The organism is Citrobacter europaeus, assembly GCF_037482245.1.
GTDB lineage: Bacteria > Pseudomonadota > Gammaproteobacteria > Enterobacterales > Enterobacteriaceae > Citrobacter > Citrobacter europaeus.
The window spans coordinates 4,567,930-4,584,300 of the sequence record NZ_CP148084.1 but is presented as its reverse complement, the minus strand read 5'-3'; the positions used below and the strand labels follow the sequence as shown (position 1 = coordinate 4,584,300).

The window sequence follows — 16,371 nt, the reverse complement described above, 5'->3', positions numbered from 1 at the left end:
ATGCGTAAGTCAGTTATTGCGATTATCATCATCGTTCTGGTAGTTCTGTTCATGTCCGTCTTTGTGGTCAAAGAAGGCGAGCGTGGGATTACTCTGCGCTTTGGTAAAGTTCTGCGTGACGATGAAAACAAGCCGCTGGTCGTTTCACCAGGCCTGCACTTCAAGATTCCGTTTATTGAATCTGTGAAGATGCTGGATGCGCGTATTCAGACCATGGACAACCAGGCCGATCGCTTTGTTACCAAAGAGAAGAAAGATCTGATCGTTGACTCCTACATTAAGTGGCGCATCAGTGACTTTAGCCGTTACTACCTGGCAACGGGCGGTGGCGATGTTTCTCAGGCTGAAGTCCTGCTGAAACGTAAGTTCTCTGACCGTCTGCGTTCTGAAATTGGTCGTCTGGACGTCAAAGACATCGTTACCGACTCCCGCGGTCGTCTGACCCTGGAAGTGCGTGACGCGCTGAACTCCGGTTCTGCTGGCACGGAAGATGAAGTCGCGACACCGGCGGCAGATAGCGCGATTGCCGAAGCGGCTGAGCGTGTTCAGGCTGAAACGAACGGTAAAGTACCGGTCATCAACCCGAACAGTATGGCGGCATTGGGCATCGAAGTGGTTGACGTGCGTATTAAGCAAATCAACCTGCCTGCTGAAGTATCTGAGGCTATCTACAACCGTATGCGCGCTGAGCGTGAAGCGGTAGCGCGTCGCCATCGTTCACAAGGTCAGGAAGAAGCGGAAAAACTGCGTGCAACGGCGGACTATGAAGTGACTAAAACGCTGGCAGAATCTGAGCGTCAAGGCCGCATCATGCGCGGTGAAGGCGATGCGGAAGCGGCTAAACTGTTTGCCGATGCGTTCAGTCAGGATCCTGACTTCTACGCCTTCATCCGTAGCCTGCGTGCTTACGAGAAGAGCTTCGAAGGCAACCAGGACGTGATGGTCATGAGCCCGGACAGCGATTTCTTCCGCTACATGAAGACACCGAATACCGCAACACGCTAAGAGCAGTCCAGCGGTTTTAAAGCAGCAAAACCACCGGCATCTCCAGGGATGCGGTGGTTTTCTTTTTATTTAAGGGCGATGGATGAATTCAACAATTTTGCTGGCGCTTGCGCTGGTTTTGGTCCTTGAAGGCCTGGGGCCGATGCTTTATCCCAATGCGTGGAAGAAAATGATCTCCGCGATGGCCCAGCTTCCAGAAAATACTTTGCGTCGTTTTGGTGGAGGTCTTGTGGTTGCGGGCGTTGTGGTCTACTACATGTTGAGGAAAACGATTGGCTGATCAATAAGTAGCCTATTTTGCGGATTTTCGCATGCAAAAAGTGCTGTATATCTGAAAAAGCGGTGGTAGAATCCATTTTTAAGCAAACGGTGATTTTGAAAAATGGGTAACAACGTCGTCGTACTGGGCACCCAATGGGGTGACGAAGGTAAAGGGAAGATTGTTGATCTTCTGACTGAACGGGCTAAATATGTTGTGCGCTACCAGGGTGGACACAACGCAGGCCATACTCTCGTAATCAACGGTGAAAAAACCGTCCTCCATCTTATTCCATCAGGTATTCTTCGCGAGAATGTCATCAGCATCATCGGTAACGGTGTTGTACTGTCTCCGTCCGCGCTGATGAAAGAAATGAAAGGACTGGAAGATCGTGGTATCCCGGTTCGCGAGCGCCTGCTGTTGTCTGAAGCTTGTCCGCTGATCCTTGATTATCACGTTGCGTTAGATAACGCTCGTGAGAAAGCGCGTGGCGAGAAAGCGATCGGTACTACCGGTCGTGGTATCGGTCCGGCTTATGAAGACAAAGTAGCTCGTCGCGGTCTGCGCGTTGGCGATCTGTTTGATAAAGCAACCTTCGCTGAAAAACTGAAAGAAGTGATGGAATATCACAACTTCCAGCTGGTGAATTTCTATAAAGTTGAAGCAGTTGACTACCAGAAAGTGCTGGATGATGTAATGGCGATTGCCGACATCCTGACCGCTATGGTTGTTGATGTTTCCGATCTGCTGGACCAGGCGCGTAAGCGTGGCGATTTCGTCATGTTCGAAGGCGCGCAGGGTACCCTGCTGGATATCGACCATGGTACCTATCCGTACGTAACGTCTTCCAACACCACCGCGGGTGGCGTGGCGACCGGCTCCGGCCTGGGCCCGCGTTATGTGGACTACGTTCTGGGTATCATCAAAGCTTACTCTACTCGTGTCGGTGCGGGTCCATTCCCGACTGAGCTGTTTGATGACGTTGGCGAGTTCCTGTGCAAACAAGGTAACGAGTATGGCGCGACCACCGGTCGTCGTCGTCGTACCGGTTGGCTGGACTCCGTGGCCGTACGCCGTGCAGTACAGATTAACTCCCTGTCTGGCTTCTGCCTGACCAAACTGGACGTACTGGACGGTTTGAAAGAGGTGAAAATCTGTGTCGCTTACCGTATGCCGGATGGCCGTGAAGTAACGACTACTCCGCTGGCAGCTGACGACTGGAAAGGTATCGAGCCGATTTACGAAACCATGCCGGGCTGGTCTGAATCTACCTTCGGCGTGAAGGAGCGTAGCGGTCTGCCGCAGGCAGCACTGAACTACATCAAGCGTATTGAAGAACTGACCGGTGTGCCGATTGATATTATCTCAACTGGCCCAGACCGTACTGAAACCATGATCCTGCGCGACCCGTTCGACGCATAATTCTGGTTATAGCGTAGCGTCAAACGGCGCTGCGCTTGCACTAATTTAGGCCGGATGAGGCGTTTTGCATCAGAATCCGGCTTAAAATCACGTAAGTTCCTCGCTTTTTTCCTTCCCGAACTGAAATAAATTAGCGACCTGGCTGGTGGCTGGTTTATCATCAATGTAATTAATACCACCAGGTTTATCCGTTTTATCCCTTTTCCTGAGGTTGATGTGCAGTTAACAAGTTTCACCGATTACGGATTACGTGCGCTAATCTACATGGCGTCACTTCCCGAAGGACGTATGACCAGTATTTCTGAGGTGACAGAAGTCTACGGCGTGTCCCGTAATCATATGGTCAAAATAATCAATCAACTTAGCCGGGCGGGCTTTGTTACTGCTATTCGTGGAAAAAATGGCGGTATCCGCCTGGGTAAACCCGCTAAGGATATTGGTATTGGTGATGTGGTTCGCGAGCTGGAACCCTTATCGTTGGTCAACTGTAGCAGCGAGTTTTGCCACATTACCCCGGCCTGTCGACTCAAACAGGCGCTTTCTAAAGCAGTGCAAAGTTTTCTCACGGAACTGGACAACTACACACTTGCTGATTTGGTTGAAGAGAATCAACCGCTTTATAAATTATTGCTGGTGGAGTAATGAAGTCCAAAGTATTTCGCGTCGCATCGCGGCGGCAACTGAGCGACCCCAGGAGCTTACAAAAGTAAGTGACTGAGGGGAGCAAAGGCAGCCAACAAAGAGGCGTCGTGAAAGACGAAGGAATTCCATCAGAGATGACAATGGAGGAACCTCGATGTCACAAGATCCTTTCCAGGAACGCGAAGCTGAAAAATACGCGAACCCTATCACGAGCCGGGAATTTATCCTCGAACATTTAACTAAACGTGAAAAACCGGCCAACCGCGATGAGCTGGCCGCTGAACTCAACATTGAAGGTGAAGAACAGCAAGAAGCGCTGCGTCGCCGTCTGCGCGCGATGGAGCGTGACGGACAACTGGTCTTCACCCGTCGTCAGTGCTACGCGCTGCCGGAACGTCTCGACCTGCTGAAAGGTACCGTTATTGGCCACCGTGATGGCTACGGCTTTCTGCGCGTTGAAGGCCGCAAAGATGACCTGTACCTGTCCAGTGAGCAGATGAAAACCTGCATACATGGCGATCAGGTGCTGGCGCAGCCGTTGGGCGCGGACCGTAAAGGTCGTCGCGAAGCGCGTATTGTGCGCGTATTGGTGCCGAAAACCAGCCAGATTGTTGGTCGCTACTTCACCGACGCTGGCGTCGGGTTTGTCGTTCCTGACGACAGCCGCCTGAGTTTCGATATCCTGATCCCACCTGAAGAAGTGATGGGCGCTCGCATGGGCTTTGTGGTCGTGGTTGAGCTGACCCAGCGTCCGACTCGTCGCACCAAAGCGGTGGGTAAAATTGTTGAAGTGCTGGGCGACAACATGGGAACCAGCATGGCCGTGGATATGGCACTGCGTACCCATGAAATCCCGTATATCTGGCCTCAGGCGGTTGAAAAGCAGGTCGCCGGGCTGAAAGAAGAAGTGCCGGAAGAGGCGAAAGTCGGGCGTGTCGATCTGCGCTCCCTGCCGCTGGTTACTATCGATGGCGAAGATGCGCGTGACTTTGACGATGCGGTCTACTGCGAGAAGAAACGCGGCGGCGGCTGGCGTTTATGGGTAGCGATTGCTGACGTAAGCTATTACGTTCGTCCGCCGACTCCGCTGGATCAGGAAGCGCGCAGCCGTGGCACATCTGTTTATTTCCCGTCGCAGGTTGTTCCAATGCTGCCGGAAGTGCTGTCTAACGGATTGTGTTCGCTCAACCCGCAGGTGGACAGGTTGTGTATGGTCTGTGAAATGACCATTTCGTCGAAAGGCCGCTTAACCGGCTTTAAATTCTACGAAGCGGTAATGAGCTCCCATGCGCGTCTGACTTACACCAAAGTCTGGCATATGCTGCAAGGCGATCAGGAGCTGCGTGAACAGTACGCGCCGTTGGTTAAACACATTGAAGAGCTGCATAACCTCTACAAAGTACTGGATAAAGCCCGTGAAGAGCGCGGCGGTATCTCGTTTGAGAGTGAGGAAGCGAAGTTTATCTTCAATGCTGAACGCCGTATTGAGCGTATCGAGCAGACGCAGCGTAACGACGCGCACAAGCTGATTGAAGAGTGCATGATCATGGCGAACATCTCCGCGGCGCGATTCGTTGAGAAAGCCAAGGAGCCGGCGCTGTTCCGTATTCATGATAAGCCGACGACCGAAGCGATTAACTCGTTCCGTTCGGTGCTGGCGGAACTGGGACTGGAGCTGCCTGGCGGCAATAAACCTGAACCGCGTGATTATGCTGAACTGCTTGAGTCGATTGCTGACCGCCCTGACGCTGAAATGCTGCAGACTATGCTGCTGCGTTCAATGAAGCAGGCGATTTACGATCCGGAAAACCGCGGGCACTTTGGTCTGGCGCTGCAATCTTATGCGCACTTTACCTCACCAATCCGTCGTTATCCGGACCTCTCCTTGCACCGGGCGATTAAGTATCTGCTGGCGCAGGAGCAGGGCCATAAGGGTAACACCACGGAAACCGGTGGCTACCATTATTCGATGGAAGAGATGCTGCAACTGGGTCAGCACTGTTCGATGGCCGAGCGCCGTGCGGACGAAGCGACGCGCGACGTTTCTGACTGGCTGAAGTGCGACTTCATGCTGGATCAGGTAGGGAATGTCTTCAAAGGCGTGATCGCCAGCGTGACCGGGTTTGGCTTCTTTGTCCGTCTTGATGAGCTGTTTATCGACGGTCTGGTGCATGTCTCCTCGCTGGATAACGACTACTATCGTTTTGACCAGGTTGGGCAGCGACTGACGGGGGAATCCAGCGGTCAAATGTATCGCCTGGGCGATCGCGTGGAAGTTCGCGTGGAAGCGGTTAACATGGACGAGCGTAAAATCGACTTCAGTTTGATCTCCAGCGAACGTGCGCCGCGCAATGAAGGTAAAACCGCGCGCGAAAAAGCGAAAAAAGGCGATGCAGGTAAAAATACCGGTAAGCGTCGTCAGATGGGCAAAAAGGTGAATTTCGAGCCGGACAGCGCTTTCCGCGGCGAGAAGAAAGGCAGAGCCAAACCTCAGCCGGAGAAGAATGCGGCTGAGAAGAAAGGCGACAAAAAAGCGAAAAAGCCATCGGCTAAAACGCTTAAAATCGCTGCCGCCACCAAAGCTAAACGTGCGGCGAAAAAGAAAGTCGCACAGTAACAGCCATAAACAGTAAGTCGGGCAACTTCGCGTTGCCCGCGTTACGCATAAACTATTAACGAGTACATTCATGAGTGAAATGATTTACGGCATCCATGCGGTGCAGGCTCTGCTGGAACGTGCGCCTGAGCGCTTCCAGGACGTCTTTATTCTCAAAGGTCGTGAAGATAAACGCCTGCTGCCGCTGATCCACGCACTGGAAGCACAGGGTGTTGTCATTCAGTTGGCTAATCGCCAGTTCCTGGATGAGAAAAGCGAGGGTGCGGTACATCAGGGAATTATTGCTCGCGTGAAGCCGGGTCGTCAGTATCAGGAAAACGATCTGCCGGATCTGATTGCTACGCTCGATCAACCCTTCTTTTTGATCCTTGATGGCGTCACCGATCCACATAACCTGGGGGCGTGCCTGCGTAGCGCAGATGCTGCCGGCGTACATGCTGTTATCGTACCGAAGGATCGTTCTGCACAGTTGAATGCGACGGCGAAAAAAGTGGCCTGCGGGGCGGCAGAAAGCGTACCGCTGATCCGTGTGACCAACCTGGCGCGCACTATGCGTATGCTGCAGGAAGAGAATATTTGGATCGTCGGAACCGCAGGTGAAGCCGACCATACTCTCTACCAGAGCAAAATGACCGGGCGTCTGGCGCTGGTGATGGGCGCGGAGGGGGAAGGTATGCGCCGTCTGACCCGTGAACACTGTGACGAACTGATCAGCATCCCGATGGCAGGTAGCGTTTCGTCGCTGAACGTTTCGGTTGCAACGGGCATCTGCCTGTTTGAAGCAGTCCGCCAGCGCGGCTAAACTTACTTTTCAGACAAAGCCACTCGGATTCGGGTGGCTTTTTTTTATTTTAAACGAGTATGATAAAGGCTAGAAAATGATATTCATTTTATTTATTACTAATTAAATTATATATGGATAATATATGGCATGGACACCGCAGTTACTTGCTGAAGCACTACAAACTCGCCCTGAATTAAATATAGATATTGAATATGATGAGCAATCATTAATCGTTAAAATGAATGATTATGGCGATTTACCGCTCAATATTGTGTTTACTTCTCGCCAGATTATTATTGAAACAGTTATTTGTCCTGTTAGTAGTATTCATCAGCAGGATGAATTTAATATTTTCTTATTACGTAATCAGAAACTCCTTCCACTCTCTTCCGTAGGGATTTCCCGCGTTCAGCAGGATGAATATTACGTCGCATTTGGGGCTCTTTCGCTTAATTCATCGTTGAATGATGTGCTGCTCGAGATGACGACGCTTGCGGATAACGCGTTGGATCTGGCTGAAATCACAGAAGAATACACTCACGAATAACAAGGAACGCTATTTATGGGAATTTTAAAAAGCCTGTTTACCCTCGGCAAGTCCGTACTTTCTCAGGCGGAAGAGTCAATTGAAGAAGCGCAGGGGGTCCGCATGCTGGAACAGCATATCCGTGATGCGAAAGGTGAGCTGGATAACGCTGGAAAATCACGAGTAGACCTGCTGGCGCGCGTGAAGCTGAGCCATGACAAGTTGAGCGATCTGCGTGAGCGTAAATCCAGTCTGGAAACACGAGTGCTGGAAGCGCTGAGTAAAAATGCTAACCCGTCACTGATCAACGAAGTTGCAGAGGAAATTGCCCGCCTCGAGAATGTCATTGCTGCAGAAGAGCAAGTACTCGCTAACCTTGAAGTGTCGCGGGATGGCGTTGAAAAAGCGGTGAGTGCAACCGCACAACGGATTGCACAGTTTGAACAGCAGCTTGAGGTGATAAAGGCGACGGAAGCGATGCAGCGCGCCCAGCAGGCAGTGACCACCTCGACCGTCGGCGCGTCTTCCAGCGTGTCTACAGCCGCAGAGTCGCTCAAGCGTTTGCAAACGCGACAGGCAGAGCGTCAGGCCCGTCTGGATGCCGCTGCACAGCTGGAAAAGGTTGCGGATGGGCGTGACCTGGATGAGAAGCTGGCTGAAGCCGGCATTGGGGCGAGCAATAAAAGTTCGGCTCAGGATGTTCTGGCACGACTGCAGCGTCAACAAGGTGAGTAAACGTCGGCGAAATGCGTCAGCCTCGAAAGAAGGTTGGCTGGTCATAAAGGGAAAATGATGATGAGTTTTTTCCAGCGTTTATTTGGTAAAGCCGCTGCTGTTGCGCCGGCTCGCGGGCCGTTGGGGTTACATCTGAATGCCGGATTTACGCTTAACACGCTGGCATTTCGTCTGCTTGAAGAGTCTCTATTAATCGAATTACCCGGTGAGGAGTACACCGTTGCAGCCGCCAGCCACATTGATTTAGGCGGCGGAAGCCAGATTTTTCGCTACTACACGTCCGGAGAAGAGTTTCTGCAAATCAATACCACGGGCGGCTCAGACATTGATGATATCGATGATATCAAATTCTTTGTTTATGCGGAAAGTTACGGGATTTCGCAGAAAAAACACTGGCAGTCTGCCATTAGCCCTTCTGCAATAGGGACCCCGGCGCTGAGCTGGCAGGAAGAGCGTTGGCAGCGCTTTTTTAACGAGGAAGAACCCGGGAACATTGAGCCGGTTTATATGCTGGAAAAAGTAGAAAATCATCAGCATGCCACATGGGATGTACATAATTTTACCATGGGCTTTCAGCGACAGGTTACAGAGGATACATGGGAATACCTGCTGTTGAACGGCGAAGAGTCGTTTAATGAGCAGGGAGAGCCAGAGTGGGTATTCTCACGGGCGCTGGGTGTAGATATTCCATTAACATCACTTAATGTAATTGGTTAATTTCAGGGAAGGTTACACAATGCACATACTGGATTCATTACTGGCTTTTTGCGCCTATTTTTTTATTGGCGCGGCCATGGTGATCGTTTTTCTGTTTATCTACTCAAAAATCACCCCGCACAACGAATGGCAACTGATTAAAAATAATAATACGGCAGCGTCACTGGCCTTTAGCGGCACGTTGCTGGGCTACGTTATTCCATTATCCAGCGCGGCAATTAACGCCGTCAGCATCCCGGATTATTTCGCCTGGGGCGGTATCGCGCTGGTGATACAACTCGTCATTTACGGCGGTGTGCGTTTATACATGCCGGCACTGAGTGAAAAAATTATTAATCATAATACTGCAGCGGGATTATTTATGGGGACTGCTGCCCTGGCGGGGGGCATTTTTAACGCCGCCTGTATGACATGGTAATGGACGATCATGGCAAGAAAACGTAAATCTGGAAACAAAAACAGGGTGCCAGGGCATTCTGCCATCACGCGAATTGGACGCCCGGCGAACCCCTTTGCAAAAAAACGCAGCCGATACAGCGGAAAATACCTGACGCTGGCCATTATGGGCGGAGCGGCATTTTTTGTCCTCAAAGGATGTGCTGATGACGGCAATACCGATAACGATGGTGACGGTACTTTTTACTCGGCGGTGAGTGAATGCATTGACGATGGCAATAGCGCCACCGTTTGTGCCGATGGCTGGAACAATGCGAAAACAGAGTTCTACTCCAGCCTGCCAAAGCAAATGAACAAGCAGAGCTGTCAGACGCAGTTTGGCGACTGCTATCTCGATAGCACCGATCAAAGCTGGGTGCCGGTATTCACCGGTTTTTTACTCAGCCGCGTCATTCGTAAAGATCGCGACGAACAGTATGTTTACAGCAGCGGTGGTTCTTCCTATGTTTCGCGCCCGGTCTGGCGTACGACTTCCGGGGATTACAGCTGGCGTTCCGGTAGTGGAAAAAATGATACCGCAACCAGCCATAGCTATACGACGAAGAAAGTCTCGACGGTTTCACGCGGCGGCTACGGACGTTCGTCCAGCGCGCGTGGGCACTGGGGAGGTTAACGATGCTGCGACATGATGTCCCTGTTCGCCCCGATCTGGACAGGATCGCCTACGATCACGGCTTCGATTTTCATATTATCGATAACGAAATTTACTGGGATGAGAGTCGGGCATACCGCTTCACGCTCCGGCAAGTGGAAGAGCAGATCGAAAAACCTACTGCGGAACTGCACCAGATGTGTCTGGATGTCGTCGAACGGGCAGTTAACGACGAACTGATTATGCAGCAACTGGCGATCCCACCGCTGTACTGGGATGTTATTGCCGAAAGCTGGCGCCATCGCGATCCCTCCCTGTACGGCCGCATGGATTTTGTCTGGTGCGGAAATAACGCCCCGGTCAAGCTGCTGGAGTACAACGCGGATACGCCAACGTCGCTCTATGAGTCAGCCTATTTCCAGTGGTTATGGCTGGAAGATGCGCGTCGCAGTGGGGTGATACCACGCGACGCCGACCAGTACAACGCCATTCAGGAGCGGCTGATCTCCCGTTTTGCTGAGCTTTATAGTCCGGATCCCTTCTATTTCTGCTGCTGCGAAGATACCGATGAAGATCGTACCACGGTGTTGTATTTGCAGGACTGTGCGCAGCAGGCCGGGCAAGAATCACGGTTTATTTACGTGGAGGATCTGGGGCTTGGCATTGGCGGCGTTCTCACTGACCTTGACGATAACGTCATTCGTCGCGCCTTTAAGCTCTATCCCCTGGAGTGGATGATGCGAGATGAGAATGGCCCCTTGCTGCGCCATCGCCGCGAACAGTGGGTTGAGCCGTTGTGGAAGAGCGTACTCAGCAATAAAGGGTTGATGCCTTTACTGTGGCGATTTTTTCCTAACCATCCCAATCTGCTGCCCGCCTGGTTTGACGGTGAAACGCCACAAGTTGCGGCTGGGGAAAGCTATGTACGCAAACCGATATTTTCCCGCGAGGGGGGAAACGTCACCATTTTTGATGGTCAGCAGCAGATTGTGGAGCATGCTGAGGGTGACTACGCCGAAGAACCGATGATCTATCAGGCATTTCAGCCGTTACCGCGCTTTGGCGACAGCTACACGCTGATCGGCAGTTGGATCGTGGATGATGAAGCCTGTGGTATGGGGATCCGCGAGGATAATACCTTGATCACTAAAGATACTTCTCGTTTTATTCCTCACTATATTGCGGGCTAACCGTACTTTTGTGATCTTCCTCCGTCGCGAATAATGTGGTTCTGGCCATACTTAAGGCGACGGCCATTGACGGAGGGAGACACAATGCACTGGCAAACGCATACCGTTTTTAACCAACCTGTACCACTCAATAACAGCAACTTATATCTGTCCGACGGCGCGCTGTGCGAAGCGGTTATCCGTGAAGGCGCTGGATGGGATAGCGATCTTCTCGCCAGTATTGGTCAGCAGCTAGGGACTGCCGAGTCGCTCGAACTGGGCCGTCTGGCCAATGCTTTTCCACCTGAACTGTTGCGCTACGACCCGCAGGGGCAGCGGCTGGATGATGTGCGTTTTCATCCTGCCTGGCATTTGCTGATGCAGGGATTATGCGCCAACCGCGTACATAATCTGGCCTGGGAAGAAGACGCGAGGCAGGGAACATTTGTTGCACGGGCGGCGCGTTTCATGCTGCATGCGCAGGTAGAAGCGGGCACGTTGTGTCCGGTTACTATGACCTTTGCCGCCACGCCGCTGTTACTTCAGATGTTGCCTGCAACCTTTAACGACTGGCTGACGCCGCTGCTTAGCGACCGCTATGACTCGCATTTACTGCCCGGTGGGCAAAAGCGTGGGCTGCTGATCGGCATGGGAATGACCGAGAAGCAGGGTGGGTCAGATGTGCTGAGCAATACCACCCAGGCAGAACGTCTTGCAGACGGCTCGTATCGGCTGGTGGGGCATAAGTGGTTTTTCTCCGTGCCGCAAAGCGACGCCCATTTGGTGCTGGCTCAGGCAAAGGGGGGATTATCCTGCTTTTTTGTACCGCGATTTTTACCTGATGGGCAACGTAATGCTATTCGTCTTGAGCGACTGAAAGATAAGTTAGGCAACCGCTCCAACGCCAGCTGCGAGGTTGAATTCCACGATGCGATTGGCTGGCTATTGGGTGACGAAGGGGAAGGTATACGCCATATCCTGAAAATGGGCGGGATGACGCGTTTTGACTGTGCGCTCGGCAGTCACGCCATGATGCGACGTGCTTTTTCCGTCGCGATTTATCATGCGCACCAGCGACAAGTTTTTGGCAAACCATTGATTGAACAGCCGATGATGCGTCAGGTATTAGGCCGGATGGCGCTCCAACTGGAAGGTCAGACGGCGCTACTGTTTCGACTGGCGAGGGCCTGGGACCGTCGCGCGGATACCAAAGAAGCGTTGTGGGCCAGATTGTTCACGCCAGCGGCGAAATTCTCCGTGTGCAAAAGCGGGATGCCGTTTGTTGCAGAGGCGATGGAAGTGCTGGGAGGGATTGGCTATTGCGAGGAGAGTGAGCTGCCGCGCCTGTATCGGGAGATGCCGGTAAACAGCATCTGGGAAGGCTCCGGCAACATTATGTGTCTCGATGTATTGCGGGTACTGACAAAACAACCCGGCATATACGATATGCTCAACGAAGCCTTTGCGGAGGTAAAAGGGCAAGACCGACATTACGATCGAATGGTACGTCAGCTACAGCAGCGTTTACGCAAACCCAGCGAGGAGATGGGACGGGAGATTACGCAACAGCTTTTCCTGCTCGGTTGCGGAGCGCAAATGTTGCGCTATGCCTCTCCGCCAGTGGCGCAGGCCTGGTGTCAAATAATGCTTGATACGCGTGGCGGACTACGATTGTCTGAACAGTCGCTAAGCGACTTGCTCCTGCGGGCAACGGGGGGATTACGGTAATAATATGCCTGATGGCGACGCTGGCGCGCCTTATCATGCCTACGTTCAATGTAGGCCGGATAAGTTTACGCCATCCGGCAATCTGTTAAGCATAGAGTATGGCCTGTACGCGCCAGTTGTCGGGCTGCTGGTCTTCGTACATCTGAATGATCCGATACCATGAGGCACCCTGTTCATCCGCTTTTAACGCGACTACTCGTTCTACATCCTGCGGATTTCCTGCAATGTTACTGACAGATATCAGGCCAATTTCGTTCAGGCCCGTAACGCAGTCAGCACTGGCGAACTCGGCAGACTGCGCCGTAGTACCTACCAGTCCGGCAGAAAGCAGCAGTGAGGATAAGGCAAGTGATTGTTTCATCGTCAGCTCCATTATTCGTACCCCTACACACGGCAGGGCATTCCATCGCGATAATAAACCTCAAGCTTCCTGCTGTTGGTTTATTGTGCACAGGTAAACGCATAGGGGCGCAAAGCAATGTAAAACTGACTAAATTTCAACCCAATGTTATTTACGATACAAAATAGCTTGTGAATACCATTGGCCTGTCACGATGGTTTCATCCACTAATAAAACCACGTAGTAATCAGCTTTAGCCGCGACAGCTTTGGCACGGATTTCTGCCAGCGCATCATCCGGAGAGCCTCTTACCAGTGCGCTAACCGTCCCTAATCGCTGTAACCCATTACTCTGGTCACGGCGGATCTCCTGCGGGTGGTCGGCAACGGGCGGTGTAGGTTGCGGCGTTCCCTGTAGCACGCTACAGGCGCTTAAAAACATCACCAGTAATAAAGAGGCAAACCGACGCATAACTCTATCTCGTTTCCTGATAGCCATAGTGTAGTGCCTTATCAATTTCCCTTTAGGGGAATGTTCCCGAATTGTTATCTCTCACGCGATTTTCGAATGAAAATGTTGCGAAAGCGTAACCCAGTTCTCAACATTATGAATCATTGCCGAACACATTCGCTTGCGTTAAGTATTGCTGCATGGCATACCAGAAAGAAAGAGGCGACAAATGATCGAAATTGAAACACGACAGTTGGCGGGTATCCCTGTCCTGCACGCCGTTCCGGCTGGCAAACGCGAATGTTCACTCCCTTGTATTATTTTCTATCACGGGTTTACCTCTTCAAGCCTGGTCTACAGCTATTTTGCCGTTGCTCTGGCTCAGGCTGGATTCCGCGTCGTTATGCCTGATGCGCCCGACCATGGTGCGCGCTTCACGAGTGACGCCCAGGGGAGAATGCACCGCTTCTGGCATATTTTGCAGCAAAATATGCAGGAGTTTACGACGTTACGTGCGGCGCTAGTGGCAGAAAATTGGCTATCAGATGAACGACTTGCCGTCGGAGGGGCGTCGATGGGAGGAATGACCGCACTGGGCGTTATGGCCCGCCATCCCGAGGTTAAATGTGTAGCCAGCCTGATGGGATCGGGCTATTTTACCCATCTTGCGCAGACGCTTTTTCCGCCTTTACGGGTTCAGACACCAGAGCAGCAGGCGGAGTTCGATGCCGTCATCGCACCGCTCGCCGAATGGGACGTTACGCATCAACTGCAGCGCCTGGCCGACAGGCCGTTACTACTGTGGCATGGACAGGATGATGATGTGGTGCCGGCCGTTGAAACCTTCCGTTTACAGCAGGCGCTGATTCAGGCAGGGCTGGACAGCAATCTAACCTGCCTGTGGGAAGCGGGCGTGCGCCACCGCATCACGCCAGAAGCGCTGGCTGCGACGGTAACGTTTTTCCGCCAGCACCTTTAAACGCGCATAATGCTTACGCCCTGAGCTTCAAGCTGTTGCAGAATCTCAGGGTTTGCGTTTTTACCGGTAATGAGCATATCGATTTGATCGGCTCGACTGAACAGCATCCCCGCGCGTTCTCCGACTTTGCTGCTATCGACCAGCACCACCAGTTTACCCACCACGTTAAGCATCTTTTGCTCGGCCATCGCGGTCAGCATATCGGTTTTATACAGTCCGTCCGCGGTTAATCCTTTGCCGCTGGTAAACATCCAGTGTCCGGCGTACAGGCTATTTTCACTGCCCTGCGGGCTGAGTGTGATGGACTGACTTTTGTTATATTGCCCTCCCATGATGATCACGCTGTCATGCTCCTGGTCGATCAGATAGTTTGCCAGCGGCAGATAATTGGTGATGATCTGCACCGGCTTGCCGCACATTTCGCGACCCAGCAGAAAGGCGGTCGATCCGCAGTTGATCACCACGCTTTCACCTGCATTCACAAGCTGGGAGGCCGCCTTGGCAATACGAACTTTTTCATCGTGGTTCTGTGCCTGGTGCAGATTCATTGGCGTCCAGCGCGGACGCTGTTGGGTAATGGCTTCTGCGCCGTTGCGGACTTTCTTGAGTTTGCCGCTTTCGTCGAGCTTGTTGATGTCCCGGCGCGCTGTGGCGGGTGAAATCCCCAGGCGCTCAATTACGTTCTCAACGGTAACAAAGCCCAACTGCGCCAGCATATCCAGCAATATTTGATGTCTTTGTGCTTCAGTCATGAGCTATTCCGATACAAATTGATTTGAAAAGATGATATTTGAAATAGCCTGGAAATACTAAAGTAAATGGGAAAAAAATGCCGGGATGGCCCGGCATTTTGTGTGTATCACAAGAAGGATTTAAACGGTAAATCCGGTTCAATCGTGAAGCAGTCATCAAAGCCGCGCGGATAGTGATATTCAAAGTTATCTTTGTCCAGCGGCCAGGTGAACTTGCCGCCTACCTGCCAGATAAACGGCTTAAAGCCATACTTCAGCCGATCTTTTTTCATCTCCCACAGTACACGGATCTCCTGAGGGTCGGCCTGGAAGTTTGACCAGATGTCATGATGGAAAGGGATCACCACTTTTGTATTCAGCGCTTCCGCCATTCGCAGCATGTCGGAGCTGGTCATTTTGTCCGTAATCCCACGCGGGTTCTCACCGTACGAGCCGAGCGCGACGTCGATCTGGTGCTCGTTGCCATGTTTTGCATAGTAGTTGGAATAGTGCGAGTCTCCGCTGTGGTACAGCGTACCGCCCGGCGTTTTGAACAGGTAGTTTACCGCGCGAGCATCCATACCATCCGGCAGCACGCCAGCCGCTTTTTGATCGGCAGGGAGCGTAATCAATGCCGTACGATCAAACGCGTCAAGCGCATGAATTTCAATATCTTTCACTTTCACTACATCGCCTGGTTTTACCACGATACAGCGTTCTTTCGGCACACCCCAACCGATCCATAGATCCACACAGGTTTGCGGCCCGATAAAGGGCACGTCATCGGCGCAGTTCTGCATGACGGCGGCTGCGACATTGACGTCGATGTGATCGTTATGATCGTGTGTCGCTAACACCGCATCGATCTGTCGAATTGCAAACGGATCAAGAACAAACGGCGTGGTGCGCAGGTTAGGCTGCAGTTTCTTCACCCCCGCCATACGTTGCATCTGGTGACCGGTTTTCATCAGCGGGTTACCGTGACTTTGTTTACCCGTTCCGCACCAGAAATCGACGCAGACGTTAGTCCCACCTTCCGACTTCAGCCAGATTCCGGTACAGCCAAGCCACCACATAGCGAAAGTGCCAGGTGCGACCTGTTCTTGTTCGATCTCTTCATTCAGCCAGCTTCCCCACTCCGGGAATGTGCTCAGGATCCATGATTCACGCGTGATGCTTTTTACTTTACTCATCGCAATTACCTTCATGTTTGTTCAAG

General features: G+C 52.1%; 18 protein-coding genes. 14 read left to right on the top strand and 4 right to left on the bottom strand.

Features of this window, described 5'->3' with window-relative positions; translation table 11 throughout:
- From hflC to WHR59_RS21420, 13 genes are all read left to right on the top strand, one after another.
- Entirely contained in the window at positions 1-1,005 is a 1,005-nt protein-coding gene (gene hflC / locus WHR59_RS21480) for a protease modulator HflC (RefSeq protein WP_338843449.1), read from the top strand.
- Between the two features lie 82 nt (positions 1,006-1,087).
- Positions 1,088-1,285 carry a DUF2065 domain-containing protein gene (locus tag WHR59_RS21475; protein ID WP_043018173.1) on the top strand — a complete coding sequence of 66 codons (198 nt, stop codon included), beginning with the start codon at positions 1,088-1,090 and terminating at the stop codon, positions 1,283-1,285.
- Positions 1,286-1,387: 102 nt separating this feature from the next.
- The gene (gene purA / locus WHR59_RS21470) at positions 1,388-2,686 is read left to right on the top strand and encodes an adenylosuccinate synthase (protein ID WP_043018174.1); all 1,299 of its coding nucleotides are present in this window, start codon (positions 1,388-1,390) and stop codon (positions 2,684-2,686) included.
- 216 nt (positions 2,687-2,902) lie between these two features.
- A complete protein-coding gene (gene nsrR / locus WHR59_RS21465) occupies positions 2,903-3,328 on the top strand; it encodes a nitric oxide-sensing transcriptional repressor NsrR (RefSeq protein WP_003025609.1) in 426 nt (141 codons plus the stop codon).
- Positions 3,329-3,482: 154 nt separating this feature from the next.
- A complete protein-coding gene (rnr, locus tag WHR59_RS21460; protein WP_338843448.1) occupies positions 3,483-5,945 on the top strand; it encodes a ribonuclease R in 2,463 nt (820 codons plus the stop codon).
- A gap of 70 nt (positions 5,946-6,015) precedes the next feature.
- On the top strand, positions 6,016-6,747 hold the full coding sequence (gene rlmB / locus WHR59_RS21455; protein WP_003830482.1) for a 23S rRNA (guanosine(2251)-2'-O)-methyltransferase RlmB: 732 nt from the start codon (positions 6,016-6,018) through the stop codon (positions 6,745-6,747).
- Between the two features lie 124 nt (positions 6,748-6,871).
- Positions 6,872-7,276 (top strand): YjfI family protein, encoded by a 405-nt coding sequence (locus tag WHR59_RS21450; RefSeq protein ID WP_043018176.1) that lies wholly within the window; start codon positions 6,872-6,874, stop codon positions 7,274-7,276.
- Between the two features lie 15 nt (positions 7,277-7,291).
- Positions 7,292-7,990 (top strand): PspA/IM30 family protein, encoded by a 699-nt coding sequence (locus tag WHR59_RS21445; protein WP_338843447.1) that lies wholly within the window; start codon positions 7,292-7,294, stop codon positions 7,988-7,990.
- Between the two features lie 57 nt (positions 7,991-8,047).
- Positions 8,048-8,707 (top strand): YjfK family protein, encoded by a 660-nt coding sequence (locus tag WHR59_RS21440; protein ID WP_043018178.1) that lies wholly within the window; start codon positions 8,048-8,050, stop codon positions 8,705-8,707.
- A gap of 19 nt (positions 8,708-8,726) precedes the next feature.
- Positions 8,727-9,125, top strand: coding sequence for a DUF350 domain-containing protein (locus WHR59_RS21435; protein ID WP_003830474.1), 399 nt, complete (start codon positions 8,727-8,729; stop codon positions 9,123-9,125).
- 9 nt (positions 9,126-9,134) lie between these two features.
- The gene (locus WHR59_RS21430) at positions 9,135-9,776 is read left to right on the top strand and encodes a DUF1190 domain-containing protein (RefSeq protein WP_043018179.1); all 642 of its coding nucleotides are present in this window, start codon (positions 9,135-9,137) and stop codon (positions 9,774-9,776) included.
- A 2-nt stretch (positions 9,777-9,778) separates the two neighbouring features.
- Positions 9,779-10,945: a glutathionylspermidine synthase family protein gene (locus WHR59_RS21425; RefSeq protein WP_043018180.1), complete on the top strand. Its 1,167-nt coding sequence runs from the start codon at positions 9,779-9,781 to the stop codon at positions 10,943-10,945.
- Positions 10,946-11,029: 84 nt separating this feature from the next.
- Positions 11,030-12,652, top strand: coding sequence for an isovaleryl-CoA dehydrogenase (locus tag WHR59_RS21420; RefSeq protein WP_338843446.1), 1,623 nt, complete (start codon positions 11,030-11,032; stop codon positions 12,650-12,652).
- An 85-nt stretch (positions 12,653-12,737) separates the two neighbouring features.
- Here WHR59_RS21420 and yjfN read toward each other — a convergent pair whose 3' ends face one another.
- Together yjfN and bsmA are read right to left on the bottom strand one after the other, a co-directional pair.
- Positions 12,738-13,013, bottom strand: a complete 276-nt coding sequence (gene yjfN / locus WHR59_RS21415; RefSeq protein ID WP_016151420.1) for a DUF1471 family protease activator YjfN — start codon at positions 13,011-13,013, stop codon at positions 12,738-12,740.
- A 147-nt stretch (positions 13,014-13,160) separates the two neighbouring features.
- Positions 13,161-13,490: a biofilm peroxide resistance protein BsmA gene (gene bsmA / locus WHR59_RS21410; RefSeq protein WP_338843445.1), complete on the bottom strand. Its 330-nt coding sequence runs from the start codon at positions 13,488-13,490 to the stop codon at positions 13,161-13,163.
- A 181-nt stretch (positions 13,491-13,671) separates the two neighbouring features.
- On the opposite strand from bsmA, the gene yjfP reads away from it, so the two are divergent.
- Complete coding sequence (gene yjfP, locus WHR59_RS21405) at positions 13,672-14,421, top strand: esterase (RefSeq protein WP_338843444.1); 750 nt, start codon at positions 13,672-13,674, stop codon at positions 14,419-14,421.
- On the opposite strand, the gene ulaR is transcribed toward yjfP, so the two are convergent.
- Together ulaR and ulaG are read right to left on the bottom strand one after the other, a co-directional pair.
- Entirely contained in the window at positions 14,418-15,173 is a 756-nt protein-coding gene (gene ulaR, locus WHR59_RS21400; RefSeq protein ID WP_003025646.1) for an HTH-type transcriptional regulator UlaR, read from the bottom strand. The genes yjfP and ulaR overlap by 4 nt on opposite strands.
- Before the next feature lie 107 nt (positions 15,174-15,280).
- Positions 15,281-16,345, bottom strand: a complete 1,065-nt coding sequence (ulaG, locus tag WHR59_RS21395) for an L-ascorbate 6-phosphate lactonase (RefSeq protein WP_003025649.1) — start codon at positions 16,343-16,345, stop codon at positions 15,281-15,283.
- Positions 16,346-16,371: the final 26 nt, after the last annotated feature.

Bases quoted from the DNA above. Each gene is read 5' to 3' on its own strand.
- hflC (WP_338843449.1), top strand. From the start codon at position 1: ATGCGTAAGTCAGTTATTGCGATTATCATCATCGTTCTGGTAGTTCTG.
- WHR59_RS21475 (WP_043018173.1), top strand. From the start codon at position 1,088: ATGAATTCAACAATTTTGCTGGCGCTTGCGCTGGTTTTGGTCCTTGAA.
- purA (WP_043018174.1), top strand. From the start codon at position 1,388: ATGGGTAACAACGTCGTCGTACTGGGCACCCAATGGGGTGACGAAGGT.
- rnr (WP_338843448.1), top strand. From the start codon at position 3,483: ATGTCACAAGATCCTTTCCAGGAACGCGAAGCTGAAAAATACGCGAAC.
- rlmB (WP_003830482.1), top strand. From the start codon at position 6,016: ATGAGTGAAATGATTTACGGCATCCATGCGGTGCAGGCTCTGCTGGAA.
- WHR59_RS21450 (WP_043018176.1), top strand. From the start codon at position 6,872: ATGGCATGGACACCGCAGTTACTTGCTGAAGCACTACAAACTCGCCCT.
- WHR59_RS21445 (WP_338843447.1), top strand. From the start codon at position 7,292: ATGGGAATTTTAAAAAGCCTGTTTACCCTCGGCAAGTCCGTACTTTCT.
- WHR59_RS21440 (WP_043018178.1), top strand. From the start codon at position 8,048: ATGATGAGTTTTTTCCAGCGTTTATTTGGTAAAGCCGCTGCTGTTGCG.
- WHR59_RS21435 (WP_003830474.1), top strand. From the start codon at position 8,727: ATGCACATACTGGATTCATTACTGGCTTTTTGCGCCTATTTTTTTATT.
- WHR59_RS21430 (WP_043018179.1), top strand. From the start codon at position 9,135: ATGGCAAGAAAACGTAAATCTGGAAACAAAAACAGGGTGCCAGGGCAT.
- WHR59_RS21425 (WP_043018180.1), top strand. From the start codon at position 9,779: ATGCTGCGACATGATGTCCCTGTTCGCCCCGATCTGGACAGGATCGCC.
- WHR59_RS21420 (WP_338843446.1), top strand. From the start codon at position 11,030: ATGCACTGGCAAACGCATACCGTTTTTAACCAACCTGTACCACTCAAT.
- yjfN (WP_016151420.1), bottom strand. From the start codon at position 13,013: ATGAAACAATCACTTGCCTTATCCTCACTGCTGCTTTCTGCCGGACTG.
- bsmA (WP_338843445.1), bottom strand. From the start codon at position 13,490: ATGGCTATCAGGAAACGAGATAGAGTTATGCGTCGGTTTGCCTCTTTA.
- yjfP (WP_338843444.1), top strand. From the start codon at position 13,672: ATGATCGAAATTGAAACACGACAGTTGGCGGGTATCCCTGTCCTGCAC.
- ulaR (WP_003025646.1), bottom strand. From the start codon at position 15,173: ATGACTGAAGCACAAAGACATCAAATATTGCTGGATATGCTGGCGCAG.
- ulaG (WP_003025649.1), bottom strand. From the start codon at position 16,345: ATGAGTAAAGTAAAAAGCATCACGCGTGAATCATGGATCCTGAGCACA.